The following is a 17,175-nucleotide window of genomic DNA, read 5'->3' as shown; positions in this document are numbered from 1 at the left end:
ACTTACAATATAAATCTTTTGGTTTCGCTCTCAGGCAACTAAAATAGTAAAAATTTTATATCGACAAGCATGAAGTCTTTTTATCTCATGAAAACACTTATTAACGAAATTGATAGCCAGCAACATAGTATTTGGATAAGTTGTGTAACAGAATATTATAGTCTCTTCATCCCTACAATTTCAGGGATGAAAAACACAGAAGAAAATATAGGTGAAAAATGTATTCCATATTCAGAAGAAAAGCAGGTACTTGATTCACTAGCGGGAGGCATCTGAATGCCAACATATAATATTGTCGAAGAAGGTGCAGATGACAGTGGAGACACCCCGATTGATAGCGTTTTGAATAATGTTGCCAGAGAGGACACTACGATAGTCTTCCCCTCAGGAACGTACAAGCTCAATGAACTCGTCGTTCAGTCAGGTGTTGACAACCTTCAACTCATTGCGCCCAACGGTGCTCGCCTCGTTCCCGGCCAGTCAGGAGATAACATCCGGTGGGTCGATGTATACTCACAAGGATTCGTCATGGATGGATTCGAACTGGATATGCGAGATACCCCAGTGCCCCCATTCGTACGGATGAACTACGAATCGGGTGATTGGGAACTCAAGCGATTGGTTACTCGTGGAAAGGTACGGGCCGCCACAGACTCGAACGTGAGGTCCGGTGACTCAAGTGAAGCTCGAACTTATTTTAGACTCTCCGCGGCAGAAGGTACTCGTGGTCTTTTACAGGATTGCTATTTCCACGAAGGGGCATGTGAACCAGATGAGGCAAGTAATCGCCGAGCAATTCTTGTTGAATCAGGAAAGGGTGAACTCGTGTTTAACCGTTGCTGGTTTGAGCTCTGGGCTGAAAACACAATGTACGCGAAGAATCTTGAAGGTCCTATGAAGGTATATAATTGCTTCCAGCGGAATACTCAGAATGGAATGCGATTAGGTGGGAACACCGAAGTACGTAACTGTGTTTCAATTAAGGACGACAAACATCCAATTCAGGCATGGTCCGGTGGATCCCTCCAGCGGGGCGTAAATGCGGAAGGTTCAGTTCCAACTGATTCTTCACGGGGTGTCAGTAGCTATGAGGGGACAATTACTATTGCTGATAGCGACTTCTATCATCGCTATCCTGAAACTTCCTGTGGAGGACCAATTACAGGTCCAACGCCGGTCTCAAGAATCAATGTTCAGAATGTGAGAATTAGTTATAAATCTCATAAAAGTCACGACGCGATCTATACGTTACCCGGACGAATGAATGATGGTGATGTGGCGAATCTCGAATATCTTCAACTTAGAGATATCCAAGTCGAGAATGATCATCCCTACACGTATGCAGTCTCAATTGACCAGACACCAGACGAGTGGGGAGAAATCTCTGGTGTCTTAGGTGGGTCCGGCAGACAAACGGATTCAAGATACGTTCAGAATCGTGTTACTACGAATGGTAACCCAACATCGCCAAACACACAACCACCACTCCTTGATCCACCAGAACTTGGTCAAGTTCCATTGCAAACTGCTCAACTAGTCAAAATTGATAATAGAGAGAACAATTCAGAGGCATCTTATTTAATTAGAGCAGGTAATGATATTCTGCCAGCAGGTGATGATAGTGCAACGATCGCGATGGATTGGGGACCAAATGGTTCACCAGTGAGACCACCTGATTCGAAAGTTGCATCGGGTGAAGTGCCCCCTGGAGAAATATATTCGTTTTATGTTATCGGAGGCGTTGTTTTCACTAAAGGGAGTGGGTCCGCAGTTTGGAGTATTAATGGAGTCCCATTTAAGCCCAATGGCACGATCACCACAGATAAAGCGACAGTGTATCAACCCGATAGTGAGACATGGCACACGATTGGGACAGATACAGAATCGCCGGGAATTACTATTAGTAAACCGCTCTCAAATGTTGGTCGGCAACCAGCACATACCCGAATAAGAAACACAACAGATACAGACGCCGTCTATAAAATTGAAGAGTGGAATTATATTGACGGATTGCATAGTGAGGAAACATTCAGTACTATATCAATTCCTCCAGCTGAACATAAATTCGAACTTGAGGACGGGTCTACATATCGAATGAAAGCCGGTACGGTAACAACGACAGATGAATTCGCAAGAAAATCACTTAATAACTTCTTTGGATCGAATCGACCAGTAGTCATGGCCCAAAGCCAGACCACAAATAGTTCTAATCCAATCATTACTCGTATCCAGGATGTCGCAAATGATGAATTCAAAGTTCAGATACAAGAATCAGAAGCGGAAAGTAGGTATCATGTTGAAGAAACAATTGGATATATTGCTTTCGAGCAAGATACTGGGAATTTAGATGGGAAACCATTCGAAGTGCAGCGAACATCACAATCAGTCACTGACGAATGGTTTCATATTTCATTTAACCAAAAATATTCAGACCCCCGTTTCATTGCAAATTTGCAGACATATCATGGCTTTGATCCATCGAGTCTTCGATATAGAAATTTGACGAGCGATAGCGTAGAAGTAATGGTGGAAGAAGAAAGGAGCAAAGACGGTGAAGTAGGCCATGCAACCGAAGCTGTTGGCTATGCTGTCTTTGAAGGTAATGCACTCATAGTAGACACAATATCGACAAATGTGACAAATGATCAGGATTGGTATCAATTTTCATCCAAGTTTAATTCGTCGCAAATAATTATAGCAAAACCACTTTCAACTAAAGGCTGGCAGCCAGCACATGTTCGTCTCCGTGAGGGACCTAATGGTGAAATGCAATATCAAATCGAAGAGTGGGCCTACACTGATGGGGATCATAGTAGCGAAACATTCCACACATTAGCTACAGAACCGGGAGATAATGAACTATTTCTTGCAGATGGGTCTCGATATTCAGTGAAAGCCGGAATGATCTCGGCTACAGATGAGCCGCAAACGTCTTCATTTGAAACTTCATTTAATCGACCGCCAGTCGTCTTTGCGCAATCACAAACACATCACGGTTCCCAAGCTTGCATCACTAGGTTGTCTGACATCACAAGAGATTCATTTACTATTCGCGTACAAGAATCTCAATCAAACATTAATAGTGGTCATGTTCCGGAGTCAATTGGTTATATTGCACTTGAGGAAAAAACTGGTAAATTAAACGGAAAACGATTTGAGGTACACCGCACAAATGAGAGAATTACTGACGATTGGTCTCGAATATCCTTTGACCAAAGGTATGAATCTCCGCAATTCATCGCAGACATACAATCGTTCAGAGGCTCTAATACATGCAATCTTCGGTATCGAAATTTATCTTCAGCTGGAGTTGAGGTAAAAATTGAAGAAGAGCAGAGTATCGATAGTGAAATGAATCATGGAGAGGAATCAATTGGATTTGCAGTTTTTGAAAGCTAATCACATACGGAGAACACAACCTATATGAATTACGAATAGACTGATAGTACATTTTTAGAGATCAGCCATCAATAGTTAGGCCGATAATTAGGAATGAGATATGCCGAATATTGGTAGTTGTTTTAGTGTAATTGGAAGCAAAATTGGATTTCGCTAACGAAACGCGGATAAGAGAAAGAGCCTCAGGTTCTCAAGCTATTGGTAAGGTTGTTTAAGTAAGGAATGGAAGAGATACTCTTTTTATGCTCTAGTTCAAAAAGTGCTATAGCTAACGAGGTAACCAACATGAGCATTAAAGACAATCATAATTCTTCTTCTTACTCTTCGCTAAATCCATTTACAAGTGATTTTCAACCAGTTGCTCTCGTTCAACTCCTACTAGTTCCACTTATCTTCATAGGAGTTCTTTCTGGAGCACGGAATGCACCCGGGTGGTTAGGTTCATTCTATCTTGATGTATTCTTTCTCAGTCTCACTCCAGTATTACTACTCATGCATGCGTATTATTCAGAAGATGAAGGGTTCTGGGTACACATTGCACAAATATCTCTACTGATATTATTAACTTTTGTTCTCCTACGACAGCGCAACTTGTACATTCCAGCCAATGGACGAACCCCACATGTTATTTTTATTTTCTTGTTATATGCTGTCTATCCATTTGTAGGATACAATGCATTTGAATTTCTTCGAAGTCGAATAATATATATCAGTGCATACATTGTAATCTTAGCAGTCTACTTTTTCCATGTTAACCAAATGAGTGCTGGTTCGACAAGAGCGTCTTTCGTTGTATATGCCGGAATATTTTTCGGGATTTGCCTATTTATTATTCCTAGATATGTATCTAGGAATATATTCTTGTGGAGTATTTCACTCACCTCTGGTTTCTTTGTTTTTATTGGGATTCCAGTCTATCTTTTTGGTTCATATAATCTTTTATGGCTTCAACCCAAGTTCTTTGCCAGCACTGCTACAGTTCCGTTAATCGGTGTAGAATTTCATTATCTTCAGTCAGCTCTTTCAAATCCCAATATTTTAGGTGTGCTTGCTTTCGCGGGTACATTTGGAGCATTCGTATTAGTTGTTGAAGGGATTCAGCGGAGTGAGTTTCTCCTTTTACCAGTTTCAGGTATATTGTTTGTATTAAATGGTGTGGGAATGTACTTAACATATGCCCGTGCGTCTTGGTTGGCATTTGGACTAGCAATGGCTGTTTATATTAGCTACATTGTTATTGGGCGTCGAGCTGTTCCATATACAGTAGTCGTGCTTGGAACACTTTCAATATTTTTCCTTTTTAGTATTCTCTTAGGAATCGGTTTAGTCGAAGCACATGGCCGATCAGAGCTTTGGCTGGCCGGTCTTCAAGCGATCAAAAATTCGCCATCCCTATTTGGATATGGTGTCGTAAATACTCACGATGTTATTGAACCATTTATTTCTGTTTCAAGATTACAGGGACGATCTCCTCATAACTCGTATGTACAAATTTTCCTCAACATTGGAATAGTGGGTGGATTAGCCTACATTGTGATTGTCGTGGGTAGTATTATTGAAGGAGTTATTAAACGGGATTTCGTTGATGTACCAATGCTTGGATTTGCGTTGGCATTTGCTGTTCATCAATCATTTTCTGTTTATACCTTGTTCAATAATGCTGTCGCATCTATTCTTGCTTTATTAGTATTTGGCTATCTTATCTGTGGGTATGAGCGATAGGTTATATTTTTACAGTATTAATGGATGGTTGTATACAATATTTATTTTATATAATAATAATTATTATTTGAGAGAAGATCGTCCGACAAATTAGAAACCGAATTGCCTTTCCCCATCGGTGTATACACCTACTCATGGTCGACGAGTCTCTTATCGTTGCATTCATCGCAGGAATTCTTCAAGGTATTTTCGAGTGGCTCCCAATATCCAGCGAAGGTAATTTAACCCTATTCCTTCGAGCAATGGGGAGACAACCGGAGGCAGCACTCCGTTTTTCACTGTTTCTCCACGCTGGGACAGCGTTCGCTGCCACAGTATACTATCGTGAAGAACTCAAAGGTGTTTTAAGCTCACTTCAGGGGTGGAGTCCAAATTCGGCGTTCGAAAAAAGGCAGGCAGAATTTTCGTTTCTTTTTGTTGCCACTCTTACATCAGGAATCGTTGGAATTCTCGCGTACAAGACATTAGATGCAGTCGTATCTGAACTAGCAGGTGGTGGATTCGTCGCACTCATCGGAGTGTTACTGATTGGAACCGGATTATTACTCCGTTCGGCGAATCAATTCGAATTAGGGAATCGTGAGACACCCACACTGACAGATGCAGTCCTCGTCGGCGGAATGCAAGGACTGGCAATCCTTCCTGGAGTTTCTCGATCAGGAACTACAGCAGGTACCCTTCTTTTCAGGGGATATAATGGTGAGAACGCATTTCGCCTGTCGTTTCTGCTCAGCATTCCTGCAGCTGCAGGTGCTGGTGTATTAGTCGTCCTCGAAACGAACGGCCTTCCAAATGTATCACTTACCATGGCAATTATTGCGCTGACAACTAGTGCTATTGTCGGTTATATCACCATCGATGCACTATTAAGGGTGGTCGAGCGTGTTTCATTCTGGGCAGTCTGTGTTGGTATCGGAACACTAGCGATTGTCGGTGGTATTTTTCTACTCCTTGTCTAGTTAATATCTCGAAATTATTCTTCCTGTTTTAAAATATTCAAAATCCAATGAAGGCGTAACCGATTCCGAGCGTTCCAAGAAGAATACCAGCTGCAATCATAATTTCATCTTTAGTCATCTTTTTCACTTTATCGTTCCCCAATAATACATTCTTTTATAGTAAAACGGATATATTCCCAATCAAATACGACGTATTTTCTGTTCTGATGATATAGTGCCCATTCATTATGTGTTCGGTCACAGTTCATAACTGTATGTTCAAAATAACACCCAGAGAAATTGAAAAATCACTAACCACAAGACAGCCGATAAAAGAATTGCACAAATATATCCTTTCCAAAATGACGACATACATATAAAAACGTGTGTTTTTATATGCATGAGTACTGATCGAATAGGTTTGATGAATATTTTGGAATAGCGTTCAAGGACCTGCCGACCATATAGGGACCTCGACTGCGTCTGATATTGTAATATAGCTCCTACTGAATACGGCAAAAACATACCATTGAATCAGAGACAGATTACCCGCCATTTCCGAATAAATCTATGAAAAATAACCAACGGTTGTCCGCGATCTACATGATAAACAGAAATTATAAGATACCTTGTAAGTATTGATTCTCAGATCTATTGACTATTTCGCAATTAGGGCGCAGCATTTATGAGATTGCACAAATTCTTTATCAAATAATGCTCTCCACATTCCGTTATCGATTTGCTAGTGTTACTGGAACTATATCATTAGTTACACTGTCCGTCGTGATAGCGAATAATCCAACGATCCAATCGATTGTTACGGAGAGCATACCAGTACTCAATCAACTCCATACGACAGTACTTCCCATGTCCAAGCTTGTCATTGCTGGTCTTATTACTGTTTTCGTCATGACTACGAGTCTTATTCCGATGTTCAAACCGCGTCCTCGGCGAGTATTGGACACACTTTCAGTAACAGAAAAACGATTGGTTATCGCCATTTTAGGACTTGCCACACTCGGTTACGCGGACTATTCATATCGTCTCCCTCGTTCGACACTTATCATTATCACGGTAGTGCTTGGGATTTGTCTTCCAGCACTGTTCGTTGCTATTCGTCGACAACCAACAGATACCAACGCGCCTGCGATAGTAGTTGGTGATGATGTGCGCTATGTTGCAGACATTCTCAAAAATGTCAACACACCAATATTAGGATACGTCTCACCATCGAGTGGGAATGAAGTACGTAGGGGAAAATTGGAACGCGTCGTCACTGACGGCGGGACCGAACAACCACTCTTGGGTATCGAACGTCTTGGCGGCCTTTCACGCCTGGAAAACGTCCTCATCGAGAAAGGAGTCGACACAGCAATCTTGGCCTTCTCGACAACAGACAGGGCAGAGTTCTTTGGTGCACTCGATACGTGTCACAAGCACGGGGTAACCGCGAAAGCTCCGACACGGCACATCGATAGTGTTCTCACTAAGACAGAAGCTACAGAAGACGACGAACTCGTAGAGATTGCACTCGAACCGTGGGATTGGCAGGATTATATATTCAAACGAATATTTGATGTATTGTTCGCGACGTTCAGCCTCCTCGCATTCGCACCGCTTCTCGCCATCATCGCATTAGCAGTCAAGCTTGACAGTCCCGGCCCCGTATTTTACAGCCAAGCAAGGACCGCAGAATTCGGCGGGACGTTTCAGGTGTACAAATTTAGGAGTATGGTCACCAATGCCGAAGCCGAAACCGGGGCCAAAGTTAGCGAGGAAGACAAGGGTGAAATCGACCCGCGCGTCACGCGTGTCGGCAGAATCCTAAGGAAGACTCATCTAGACGAAATCCCACAGCTATGGTCTATTCTCATCGGGGACATGAGCGTTGTCGGACCGCGTCCAGAGCGACCAGAACTTGATTCCGATATCGAAACTGGTGTCGTCGAGTGGCGAAAGCGTTGGTTTATCAAGCCCGGTCTAACTGGACTTGCACAAATCAGCGACGCCACCGGACACGAACCTGCGAAGAAGCTTCGGTACGACATCGAATACATTCGTCGACAAACATTTTGGTTCGACGTGCAAATTGTAACGCGTCAACTTTGGCAAGTAGTCAAAGATGTCAACGACCTCATCCGCAGAAAAGAACAAGAAGATCAATAACCGAAAAATCATTCCAACCGCCGATAAAGTACATTACGTACACAATTTAAAATTTATACATCATTGTTTGAAAAGTGTGAGATCCCTCAGACTGCACTGGTTTTCATAGGGATGTCAAACCGAACTTTGATTATTCCTTCGGGACTACCAGGTAAGACCATCATACGTGATACCGTCACGCCGTTCGATAATTCGACGACCATCCACAACCACTGGATCCGTCATCAACTCGAACTCATCATCTAAGGCGGCGAACTCGTCCCAGTCTGTCACAACGAGCACGCCGTCTGCATCATCAAGAGCTGCTGTTGCAGACTCGGTATACACAATATCAGGGAAATGTTCGCGCATATTCTCAGTTGCAACGGGGTCGTAGGCCACAACAGTTGCACCCCGGTTTTGAAGTTCGTCAATGATCGGAATCGCACGGGAGTTACGAACATCGTCGGTACCGGGTTTGAAAGCTAGTCCAAGTACCGCGATACGCTTAGCATCGAGATGGACGTGATTTTCGAGTAACGCGAGCAATCGCTGTGGCTGTTTTTCGTTTACCTCAATGGCAGCTTCAATGAGTGACGGTTCATATCCCCTGTTATGTGCAGCAGCAACAAGTGCAGCCGTATCTTTTGGGAAGCAACTACCCCCCCACCCGACGCCGCTACGGAGGAATCTCTCGCCTATCCGGTCGTCGAGACCGATGGCGTCCATGACTTCATAGGCGTCCACCTCATACACTTTGCAGATGTTTCCGAGTTCATTAACCAAACTGACTTTGGTGGCGAGGAACGCGTTATTCGCGTATTTTATCATCTCCGCCTCGCGGATGCCAGTTTCGACGACCGCAGGAGCCGACGAATTGACAAGCGGCTCAAAAACTGACGACAGTCGCTCGTTCGCACGGTCGTTTTCGGTTCCTAGAACAACCTTATCCGGTCCGAGGAAATCCTCAACTGCACTTCCTTCACGGAGGAATTCAGGGTTCATCGCCACGTCAAAGTCCTCTCTTAGAGTCATGTTTGACGCGTCCTCGATGATGGTACCAAGAACTTCCTCGGTCGTTCCGGGAACGACCGTACTCTTGACGACGACGAGGTGATAGTCTTCTTTCGAAGTCAAGGCTTCACCGAGCGAACGGGCTCCCGCTTCAATTATCGACGTGTCGATACTGCCGTCCGGCCGGGAGGGCGTCGGAAGGGCGAGAAACGTCATGTCCGTTTCTCGGATTGCATCGTAGTCCGTCGTCGCCTTGAGTCGAGTCCCACCATGTTTGGCGACAAGGGCATCTAATCCAGGCTCGTGAATAGGTGCCTGGCCGTCGTTGAGTTGTTCAACAATGTTCTCGTCGATATCGATGTTGGTGACCAAATGTCCGAGATCGGCGAAACAGGTGGCGACAGTCGTTCCTACGTAACCACTCCCAACAATGCTAAGTTCCATTAGAAAGGTTACTAATCCCGCTTTGCTTGAACCTTCTCATATAGATGGGTCTAAAGGTATTTATGGCTGGGATTCACGTTCAAATGTATGAAAGCTGTAGTCCTGGCAGCTGGCAAAGGAACCCGCCTTCGACCGCTCACCGACAATAAGCCTAAGGGCTTAGTTGAAGTGAATGGCAAACCCATCATTACTCACTGCTTCGAGCAATTAGCTGAACTCGGTGCCGAGGAGTTTATCGTTGTCGTTGGCTATCGAAAAGAAGATATCATCAGCTACTATGATGACGAGTTCGATGGGATTCCGATTACCTATACTCATCAGAGAGAACAAAAGGGGCTCGCCCACGCACTGTTGACCGTCGAGGAACACATCGATGACGATTTCATGCTGATTCTGGGCGACAACATCTTCCAGGCGAATTTGGAAGATGTGATTAGTCGGCAACAGGAAGATCGAGCGGATGCTGCATTCCTCACCGAGGAGGTACCGTACGAGGACGCCAGCCGATTCGGGGTTTGTGATACCAACGACTACGGCGAAATTACGGATGTCGTCGAGAAACCCGAAGACCCACCATCGAACCTTGTGATGACCGGTTTCTACACATTCTCGCCCGCGATTTTCCACGCTTGTCAGCTTGTTCAGCCGTCAAATCGCGGCGAGTACGAGATCAGTGAGGCTATCGACCTCCTGATTAGGAGCGGTCGTACCATCGACGCGATTCGCATGGACGGCTGGCGTATCGACGTCGGGTATCCCGAGGACCGCGACGAGGCGGAAGAGCGACTTAAAGACGAAGAAGTAGCCAGTCCGTCCGCATAAGCCATTTCACACCGTTGTCGTACCGGGGGAATAGCCATCGGATTGTGAAATCATCGCCTTTGTTCAAACGCTTTTAGAGTAGAAACGGATTTAATAGAAGACCTTGCATTTAGGGATGAATGATTGAAACACCAACATCCAAAACAGTTCTCGTTACCGGTGGAGCAGGATTCGTCGGAAGCCACCTAGTCGATCTGCTCGTTCAAGAAAACGACGTTCGAATTCTTGACAACTTCAGCACCGGAAAGCGTTCTAATTTAAATGCAGAAGCGACGGTCATTGAGGGAGATATTTGCGATTCCAAAACTCTTCGTCGCGCTACGGAGAACGTCGATTTGATATTCCATCAAGCTGGAATCGTGAGCGTCCAACAGTCTGTCGAGGAACCAATGTGCGCGAACGAAGTAAACCTCAATGCGACGCTTGCCTTGCTCGAACGAGCGCGAGACCTCGATGCTCGCATCGTCTTAGCGTCGAGTTGTGCGATTTATGGACTACCGACCAAGATTCCGATTTCGGAAGACGAGCCGTTCTCACCGTCGTCCCCGTACGGATTGCAGAAATCAGCGCTCGACCAATATGCCCGCCTCTACGAGGAACTGTACGGGTTAGAGACCGTCGCTCTCAGGTACTTCAATATTTACGGACCGCGGCAGTCAAGCGGCGATTACAGTGGAGTCATCAGTATCTTCAAACGCCAAGCGACGAACGGAGAACCAATAACCGTGAATGGAGATGGAGAGCAAACACGTGATTTCGTCCACATTGACGATGTGGTGCAGGCCAATATTCTTGCTGCGACTACTGATCATGTGGGGGAAGCATATAACATAGGCACCGGAGTAAGCATAACGATACGGGAACTCGCTGAGACAATCCGCGACATTTCAGCGTCATCTTCTGAGATTGTTCATACCGATCCCCGTCCAGGGGACATTGCAAAGAGCAAAGCAGACATCACTAAGGCAACTGAAAAGTTGGGATATGAACCAACGGTCCCGATAAATGAAGGTATCTCTTCGTTTCTATAAGTTTCAAATTCGTCAAATCAATATGGTATGGAGGATGTTTAAACAGTTGGGGGCAAATGAATAACATTAAATCAGATCCAATTTTCGAGACCAAGACAGAGAACTTTTCTATTCTTCCATCATCAATATGATAATGCAGATATCCACCCATTATTTCGAATCATCAATCATGGACTCAACCAAATTGGGAAGAAATAGCGGGCGTTTTTTACGGTTCCTCAATAAACCACGGAACGAAACGCTATGTCAATTCTGATAACCGCAATTACAGTGATATTCTGGGCCAGTATTTTCGGAATCGTACACACCTATCTCCTTTATCCACTACTGCTCGTTCCATTCCGAAATCGTCGTACAAATATTCAAGAACCCACAAAATGGCCCTCGACTACCCTCGTCATCGCCGCCTATAATGAGGAGGATGTAATCAAAGAAAAGATTGAAAACAGTCTTCAACTGGAATACCCCGACGAACAGTTAGATATCATTGTTTTCTCTGATGCGTCGTCAGACCGAACGGACGAGATAGTCCGGTCTTATTCGGATGCAGGCGTTCGTCTAATGAGAATTGAAGGAAGGGTTGGAAAGACAAAGTGTCAAAACCAGGTTGTTTCAAATGTCGATACTGACTTTACCGTCTTCTCTGATGCGAACAGCATGTACGAACCGGATGCGATTCAAAAATTGATCGTACAGTTTTCGGACGATGTTGGATGTGTCGTCGGTGAACTTCGATACCGGGACGATAGTGATATTGAAGGAGAATCCTTCTACTGGAAGTACGAACAGTTCATTAAAAAGTTAGAATCGAGATTCAATTCCTTAGTCACTGGAAACGGATCGATCTACGCTACTCGAACAAGCTCATATGTTCCTCTCCCGAGGGATGCGATTAGTGACTTCGCTGAACCGTTAGCCATCGTTCAGAGTGGCAAACTCGTAAAATATGCACCTGATGCAGTTACGTGGGAAAATACGGGTAATTCAGTCGATTCTGAACTCTCACGCCGTATCCGGATAGTTACCCGGTCATGGAATACAGTTGCGGAATATCGAGGACTTTTAAATCCAATTCACCATCCCATTTTTTCCTTCCAATTGTTTTCACACAAAGTCCTCCGATGGCTATCCCCGCTGTTACTCATTGGTGCATTCACCTCAAACGTGTTCCTGGTCGCTCTCTCCTCTGCCACATTTTGGGTTGTACTACTATCGATACAGTTTGGTTGTTACTTCTTAGCCATACTGGGATGGACTACCGACCAAATAGACCGCTCCGTGCCGGGCATTGTCCATATTCCCTATTACTTTACATCAGCCAATTACGGTATGTTGGTAGGATTCTGGAATTTTCTTCGAGGTCGAAATATCGTAACGTGGGAAACAGCAAGCAGGGATATGGACTAATCCGGATATTTTTCGAATTCGCTGCTTAAAGAACCAGATCTATTACGATATGGCCATATAAATATGTAAAAATATTTGTAGGGGATCTTTTAAGCGTTGGATTTAAGCTTGCTTCACCAAGTATGTAGCATATGCGAATAAATGAACGCAAAATTGCTGTGAACTTTCACGGCAAGACTTTCATGCGGCTTATTACACACCCGAGTTGTCCCATCAACTTGGTCTGTACCTGTTCTCGTCAGAAGAGAGGTGATGTTTTGTGAATATGGAGCAAGATTTCGGCCCGAACACCACCATCGGCGTTCAGTATGATGAAGAAAGCGACAAACCATCAATCGACAAGCGAGCAACTGTTCGCTCGGGAACAACAATTTACAATGACGTTGTGATCGGAACTGATCTCACGACCGGCCATAGTGCTTTGATTAGAGAAGAAACAACGATCGGGGACAGCGTCGTCATTGGTACAAACACCGTCATCGATGGCCAGACCACCATTGGTTCGAACGTAAGTATGCAAACGAACGTGTATGTCCCGACAAATACCACCATCGGTAACCGAGTATTTCTTGGTCCAAATGCTGTTTTAACGAATGATTCATACCCTATTCGCCAAGACGACGACCTGGAAGGACCAACCCTCGAAGATGACGTATCGATAGGTGCTAATGCCACGATTCTTCCAGGGGTCACGGTTGGCGAGGGAGCGTTCGTTGCTGCCGGAGCAGTCGTGACCGAAGACGTTCCTGCGAGAATGCTTGCAGTTGGTACTCCAGCAGTTCATCGTGACCTTCCGCCCGAACTTGAGGGGGGGAACAATTTATGATTCCAATTGCGAACCCCCAAATGGGCCCTGAAGAAAAGGATGGTGTCTTAGACGTTCTGGATAGTGGAATGCTCGCAGATGGTCCAAAAGTCCGGGCTTTTGAAGATGAGTTCTCAACATATTGCGATGCCAAACACGGTATCGCGACTTCGAACGGTACGACCGCTCTCCATACGATGTTCGAAGCGTTCGGCATTGGCGACGGCGACCATGTCGTCACATCTCCATTCTCCTTTGTGGCCAGTGCGAACGCTATTAGGCTCACTGGGGCCGAGCCCGTGTTTGCCGACATCGATGCTGAAACGTACACGCTCGACCCGAAAGCGGTTGAGGAGACGATTCGAGAAAGAGACATCGATGCCATTCTCGCGGTTCACCTTTATGGATTACCGGCAGCGATGGACCAACTTCAGAAGATTGCTGATAACTACCAAATACCCCTGTTGGAAGACGCTGCGCAAGCACACGGTGCCGAGTACCAGGGAAGCAAAGTTGGGTCCATTGGTGACGCCGCTTGCTTTTCATTCTATCCAACTAAAAACATGACGACTGGGGAAGGAGGGATGATTACGACAGACCGGTCAGACATCGCAGACCATGCGTCAAGTTATATCAATCACGGTCGGACCGCGAACGGCGGTTATGAACATGTTCGTCTCGGACATAATTTTCGGATGACAAGTATTGCAGCAGCAATCGGTCGTGCGCAGCTCAAAAAACTTCCGCAATATATCAATGCAAGGCGGTCAAACGCTGCAGCATTCGATCAGGGACTGAATAATACGTCTATTACGACACCGACCGAACCCAACAACACTCGGCACGTGTACCATCAATATACTATCCGGACAAACGATCGGGAAGGGCTATCAGAATATCTTCAGAGTAACGACATTGGAACGGGGGTCTATTATCCAGTTCCAATACACAACCAAACAGCTTACGACGGTCATGACTGTTCAGCGGCGGTCACAGAGCGCGTTTCAAATGAAGTACTCTCGCTGCCCGTTCATCCAGAACTCACAGATAACGATATCAAAACAATAACGAACACAATTTTGAATTACGAGGAAAGAAAATGATAAAAGATACGAATGCAGCTGTCGGCGTTATCGGTGTTGGAAACATGGGTCGGCACCACGCTCGGGTTTACCGTGAACTTCCGAACACGGATCTCGTTGGCGTATATGATGTCGATACAGAACAAGCGAAAAGTGTAGCTGAGAAATGTGGAACCGTCGTCCTTGAGTTGGACGACCTCCTCGATGCAGCCGATGTCGTTTCTATTGCTGTTCCAACCAAGTACCACCATGAGATGGCGACGAAGTGCATACAACGAGGTATACACATTCTCATCGAGAAGCCCTTCGTCTTACATCGTAAGGAGGGTGAAGAACTTATCGAGATGGCTGAAGAAAACGACGTGATCATCCAGGTCGGACACATCGAACGCTTCAACCCTGCTGTCGTTGCGCTTCGCGATATCATCCCTGACATCGATATCATCAGCATTACTGCAAGACGTCTTGGTCCACCCCTTGATCGCCAAATGCCAGACAGCGTCGTAAAAGATCTGATGATCCACGACCTTGATATCCTATTCTGGCTCATAAACGAATCGGTTACTTCGATGGCAGCCTTCGGAGGTGATCACGAATATGCGACGGTTGACTTCCAGTTCGAAAATGGGTCGATCGGTAGTTTGACTGCAAGTCGAGTTACACAACAAAAAGTTCGAGAGCTCGAAATTACGGCACAACAATGCCAGATCGTGATTGATTATATCGACCAATCGGTGGAAATCTATCGACATTCGCTCCCGGAGTACATTGAGTCAGATGGGGACATTCGATATAGACATGAAAGTATTGTTGAACGACCCATGGTGGAGAACACGGAGCCACTAAAGAACGAGATATCGTCGTTCCTAAACTCGGTTCGGTCAGGAGACGAACCAGTTGTAACTGCTGAAGACGGTCTTCAAGCGTTGGATTATGTGCTTGACATTGAACAACGGATAGCCAATGGAGATGGTCAAAAGGAGACGAAAAAATGACTTCCGAACAAATCCTTCAACACATCTATGGTACTGACGCGAGCGAAGAGCGACAACGAGAAGCATTGACGAGTGGGGAGATCCCTGTCGCGGTGTACGGTCTTGGTAAAATGGGACTTCCACTCGCGGCTGTATACGCTGATGTAACCGGAAATGTAACGGGTGCTGACATCGACCCTGACGTCGTTTCTGCGGTCGAACGTGGGAATTGTCACATTTCAGGAGAACCCGGCCTCCCTGAACTGGTTTCTGACCTCGCTGATCGCGATGCGTTGCATGCCGTCGAGGAACCACGTAGCGCTGCGAAGGGTTCATCTATTCACGTTGTCATCGTACCAACCCTCATCAACGATGATAAAAGTCCGGATCTATCCGTTCTTCGTGCGGTCGGTGAAGATATCTCACTCGGCCTTTCAGCGGGCGATCTGGTTATCGTTGAGTCAACTGTCCCGCCGAAAACCTGTCGGGAAACGATTCTTCCAATATTGGAGGAGGGTAGTGGACTCGAACTCGGGGAATTCGGTCTCGCGTTTTGTCCCGAACGTACGTCAAGTGGGCGTGCCCTACAAGATATTCGGGGTGCTTATCCAAAGGTCGTCGGTGGTGCGGATACGAAGAGTGCCGATGCGGCACGTCTGATCTATGAAGAGATTAATAGCGAGGGAGTATTGACGGTTTCCGATATAACCGTCGCTGAAGCTGTCAAAGTTTTCGAAGGACTGTACCGTGACGTTAACATTGCACTGGCGAACGAATTGGCACTATTTGCCGATGAATTGGGAATCGACGTGAACGAGGCGATTAAGACAGCAAACACACAACCATTCTGCAACATCCATACGCCGGGTCCAGGTGTTGGTGGTCATTGTATTCCCTATTACCCTTACTTCTTGATCAAGTCGTTTGAAACTGATGCGCCACTCTTGAAAACTGCAAGACAGATAAATGATGGGATGCCCGAATTTACCGTCGCCAAACTCCGCGAAGAGTTTGAAGCCGAAGGGCGCAAACTTGAGGGATCGACTGTCTTAGTCCTCGGTCTTACTTATCGCCCTGGTATAGAGGAAATCCGAGCCACACCTGCCCAGCCCATTGTCGAAATGCTCACCGATCTTGGTGCTGACGTCCGAATCGTAGACCCTGTGCTTAATGACTTTGATCCGTTTGATGGTACCCCCATCTCTTTGGATGAGATGTATTCCTGTGACCCTAGTGCAGCAATATTTGTAACGAATCATAAAGAATTCTCTACCATCGATTGGACACGTTTCGACCCACTAGTTATCATAGATGGACGACAGGCTCTCCAACTCGACGATACACCTCACCGAGTATATACGATTGGAGAAGGGAACTGATTAATTCCGTTAT

Annotated in this window: 13 protein-coding genes; 12 read left to right on the top strand and 1 reads right to left on the bottom strand. The window is 45.6% G+C overall.

The features are described 5' to 3' along the window. Positions 1–87 precede the first annotated feature (87 nt). The 5 genes from ACGYLY_RS23935 to ACGYLY_RS23915 all read left to right on the top strand — a co-directional run bounded on the left by ACGYLY_RS23935 (position 88) and on the right by ACGYLY_RS23915 (position 8,225). Positions 88–276 carry a hypothetical protein gene (locus tag ACGYLY_RS23935; protein ID WP_395285273.1) on the top strand — a complete coding sequence of 63 codons (189 nt, stop codon included), beginning with the start codon at positions 88–90 and terminating at the stop codon, positions 274–276. Then, entirely contained in the window at positions 277–3,399 is a 3,123-nt protein-coding gene (locus ACGYLY_RS23930; RefSeq protein ID WP_395285272.1) for a hypothetical protein, read from the top strand. A gap of 285 nt (positions 3,400–3,684) precedes the next feature. After that, positions 3,685–5,121, top strand: coding sequence for an O-antigen ligase family protein (locus ACGYLY_RS23925; protein WP_395285271.1), 1,437 nt, complete (start codon positions 3,685–3,687; stop codon positions 5,119–5,121). Positions 5,122–5,255: 134 nt separating this feature from the next. Further along, positions 5,256–6,080 (top strand): undecaprenyl-diphosphate phosphatase, encoded by an 825-nt coding sequence (locus ACGYLY_RS23920; protein ID WP_395285270.1) that lies wholly within the window; start codon positions 5,256–5,258, stop codon positions 6,078–6,080. Positions 6,081–6,926: 846 nt separating this feature from the next. Continuing rightward, positions 6,927–8,225, top strand: a complete 1,299-nt coding sequence (locus ACGYLY_RS23915) for a sugar transferase (protein WP_395285269.1) — start codon at positions 6,927–6,929, stop codon at positions 8,223–8,225. Between the two features lie 144 nt (positions 8,226–8,369). Here the strand turns inward: ACGYLY_RS23915 and aglM are convergent, their stop codons facing one another. Further along, the gene (gene aglM, locus ACGYLY_RS23910) at positions 8,370–9,662 is read right to left on the bottom strand and encodes a UDP-glucose 6-dehydrogenase AglM (RefSeq protein ID WP_395285268.1); all 1,293 of its coding nucleotides are present in this window, start codon (positions 9,660–9,662) and stop codon (positions 8,370–8,372) included. 87 nt (positions 9,663–9,749) lie between these two features. Here aglM and aglF point away from each other — a divergent pair, with 87 nt between their 5' ends. The 7 genes from aglF to ACGYLY_RS23875 all read left to right on the top strand — a co-directional run bounded on the left by aglF (position 9,750) and on the right by ACGYLY_RS23875 (position 17,162). Further along, positions 9,750–10,484 carry a UTP--glucose-1-phosphate uridylyltransferase AglF gene (gene aglF, locus ACGYLY_RS23905; RefSeq protein WP_395285267.1) on the top strand — a complete coding sequence of 245 codons (735 nt, stop codon included), beginning with the start codon at positions 9,750–9,752 and terminating at the stop codon, positions 10,482–10,484. 119 nt (positions 10,485–10,603) lie between these two features. Next, a complete protein-coding gene (locus ACGYLY_RS23900) occupies positions 10,604–11,515 on the top strand; it encodes an NAD-dependent epimerase/dehydratase family protein (RefSeq protein ID WP_395285266.1) in 912 nt (303 codons plus the stop codon). Between the two features lie 270 nt (positions 11,516–11,785). After that, positions 11,786–12,922 carry a glycosyltransferase family 2 protein gene (locus tag ACGYLY_RS23895; protein WP_395285265.1) on the top strand — a complete coding sequence of 379 codons (1,137 nt, stop codon included), beginning with the start codon at positions 11,786–11,788 and terminating at the stop codon, positions 12,920–12,922. Positions 12,923–13,187: 265 nt separating this feature from the next. After that, positions 13,188–13,748 (top strand): acyltransferase, encoded by a 561-nt coding sequence (locus ACGYLY_RS23890; RefSeq protein WP_395285264.1) that lies wholly within the window; start codon positions 13,188–13,190, stop codon positions 13,746–13,748. Continuing rightward, positions 13,745–14,830, top strand: coding sequence for a DegT/DnrJ/EryC1/StrS family aminotransferase (locus tag ACGYLY_RS23885; RefSeq protein WP_395285263.1), 1,086 nt, complete (start codon positions 13,745–13,747; stop codon positions 14,828–14,830). Before ACGYLY_RS23890 ends, ACGYLY_RS23885 begins: the two co-directional genes overlap by 4 nt. Next, positions 14,827–15,804, top strand: a complete 978-nt coding sequence (locus tag ACGYLY_RS23880) for a Gfo/Idh/MocA family oxidoreductase (protein ID WP_395285262.1) — start codon at positions 14,827–14,829, stop codon at positions 15,802–15,804. The genes ACGYLY_RS23885 and ACGYLY_RS23880 overlap by 4 nt, the downstream gene beginning before the upstream one ends. Continuing rightward, complete coding sequence (locus ACGYLY_RS23875; RefSeq protein WP_395285261.1) at positions 15,801–17,162, top strand: nucleotide sugar dehydrogenase; 1,362 nt, start codon at positions 15,801–15,803, stop codon at positions 17,160–17,162. The genes ACGYLY_RS23880 and ACGYLY_RS23875 overlap by 4 nt, the downstream gene beginning before the upstream one ends. Positions 17,163–17,175: the final 13 nt, after the last annotated feature.

The organism is Haladaptatus sp. CMAA 1909, assembly GCF_043952005.1.
GTDB lineage: Archaea > Halobacteriota > Halobacteria > Halobacteriales > Haladaptataceae > Haladaptatus.
This window is presented reverse-complemented; position numbering and strand designations above follow the sequence as displayed.

Coding starts and splice junctions, on each gene's coding strand:
- ACGYLY_RS23885 (WP_395285263.1), top strand. CDS start 13,745: ATGATTCCAATTGCGAACCCCCAAATGGGCCCTGAAGAAAAGGATGGT.
- ACGYLY_RS23925 (WP_395285271.1), top strand. CDS start 3,685: ATGAGCATTAAAGACAATCATAATTCTTCTTCTTACTCTTCGCTAAAT.
- ACGYLY_RS23880 (WP_395285262.1), top strand. CDS start 14,827: ATGATAAAAGATACGAATGCAGCTGTCGGCGTTATCGGTGTTGGAAAC.
- ACGYLY_RS23930 (WP_395285272.1), top strand. CDS start 277: ATGCCAACATATAATATTGTCGAAGAAGGTGCAGATGACAGTGGAGAC.
- ACGYLY_RS23915 (WP_395285269.1), top strand. CDS start 6,927: ATGTCCAAGCTTGTCATTGCTGGTCTTATTACTGTTTTCGTCATGACT.
- ACGYLY_RS23900 (WP_395285266.1), top strand. CDS start 10,604: ATGATTGAAACACCAACATCCAAAACAGTTCTCGTTACCGGTGGAGCA.
- ACGYLY_RS23920 (WP_395285270.1), top strand. CDS start 5,256: ATGGTCGACGAGTCTCTTATCGTTGCATTCATCGCAGGAATTCTTCAA.
- ACGYLY_RS23890 (WP_395285264.1), top strand. CDS start 13,188: ATGGAGCAAGATTTCGGCCCGAACACCACCATCGGCGTTCAGTATGAT.
- aglM (WP_395285268.1), bottom strand. CDS start 9,662: ATGGAACTTAGCATTGTTGGGAGTGGTTACGTAGGAACGACTGTCGCC.
- ACGYLY_RS23875 (WP_395285261.1), top strand. CDS start 15,801: ATGACTTCCGAACAAATCCTTCAACACATCTATGGTACTGACGCGAGC.
- ACGYLY_RS23935 (WP_395285273.1), top strand. CDS start 88: ATGAAAACACTTATTAACGAAATTGATAGCCAGCAACATAGTATTTGG.
- aglF (WP_395285267.1), top strand. CDS start 9,750: ATGAAAGCTGTAGTCCTGGCAGCTGGCAAAGGAACCCGCCTTCGACCG.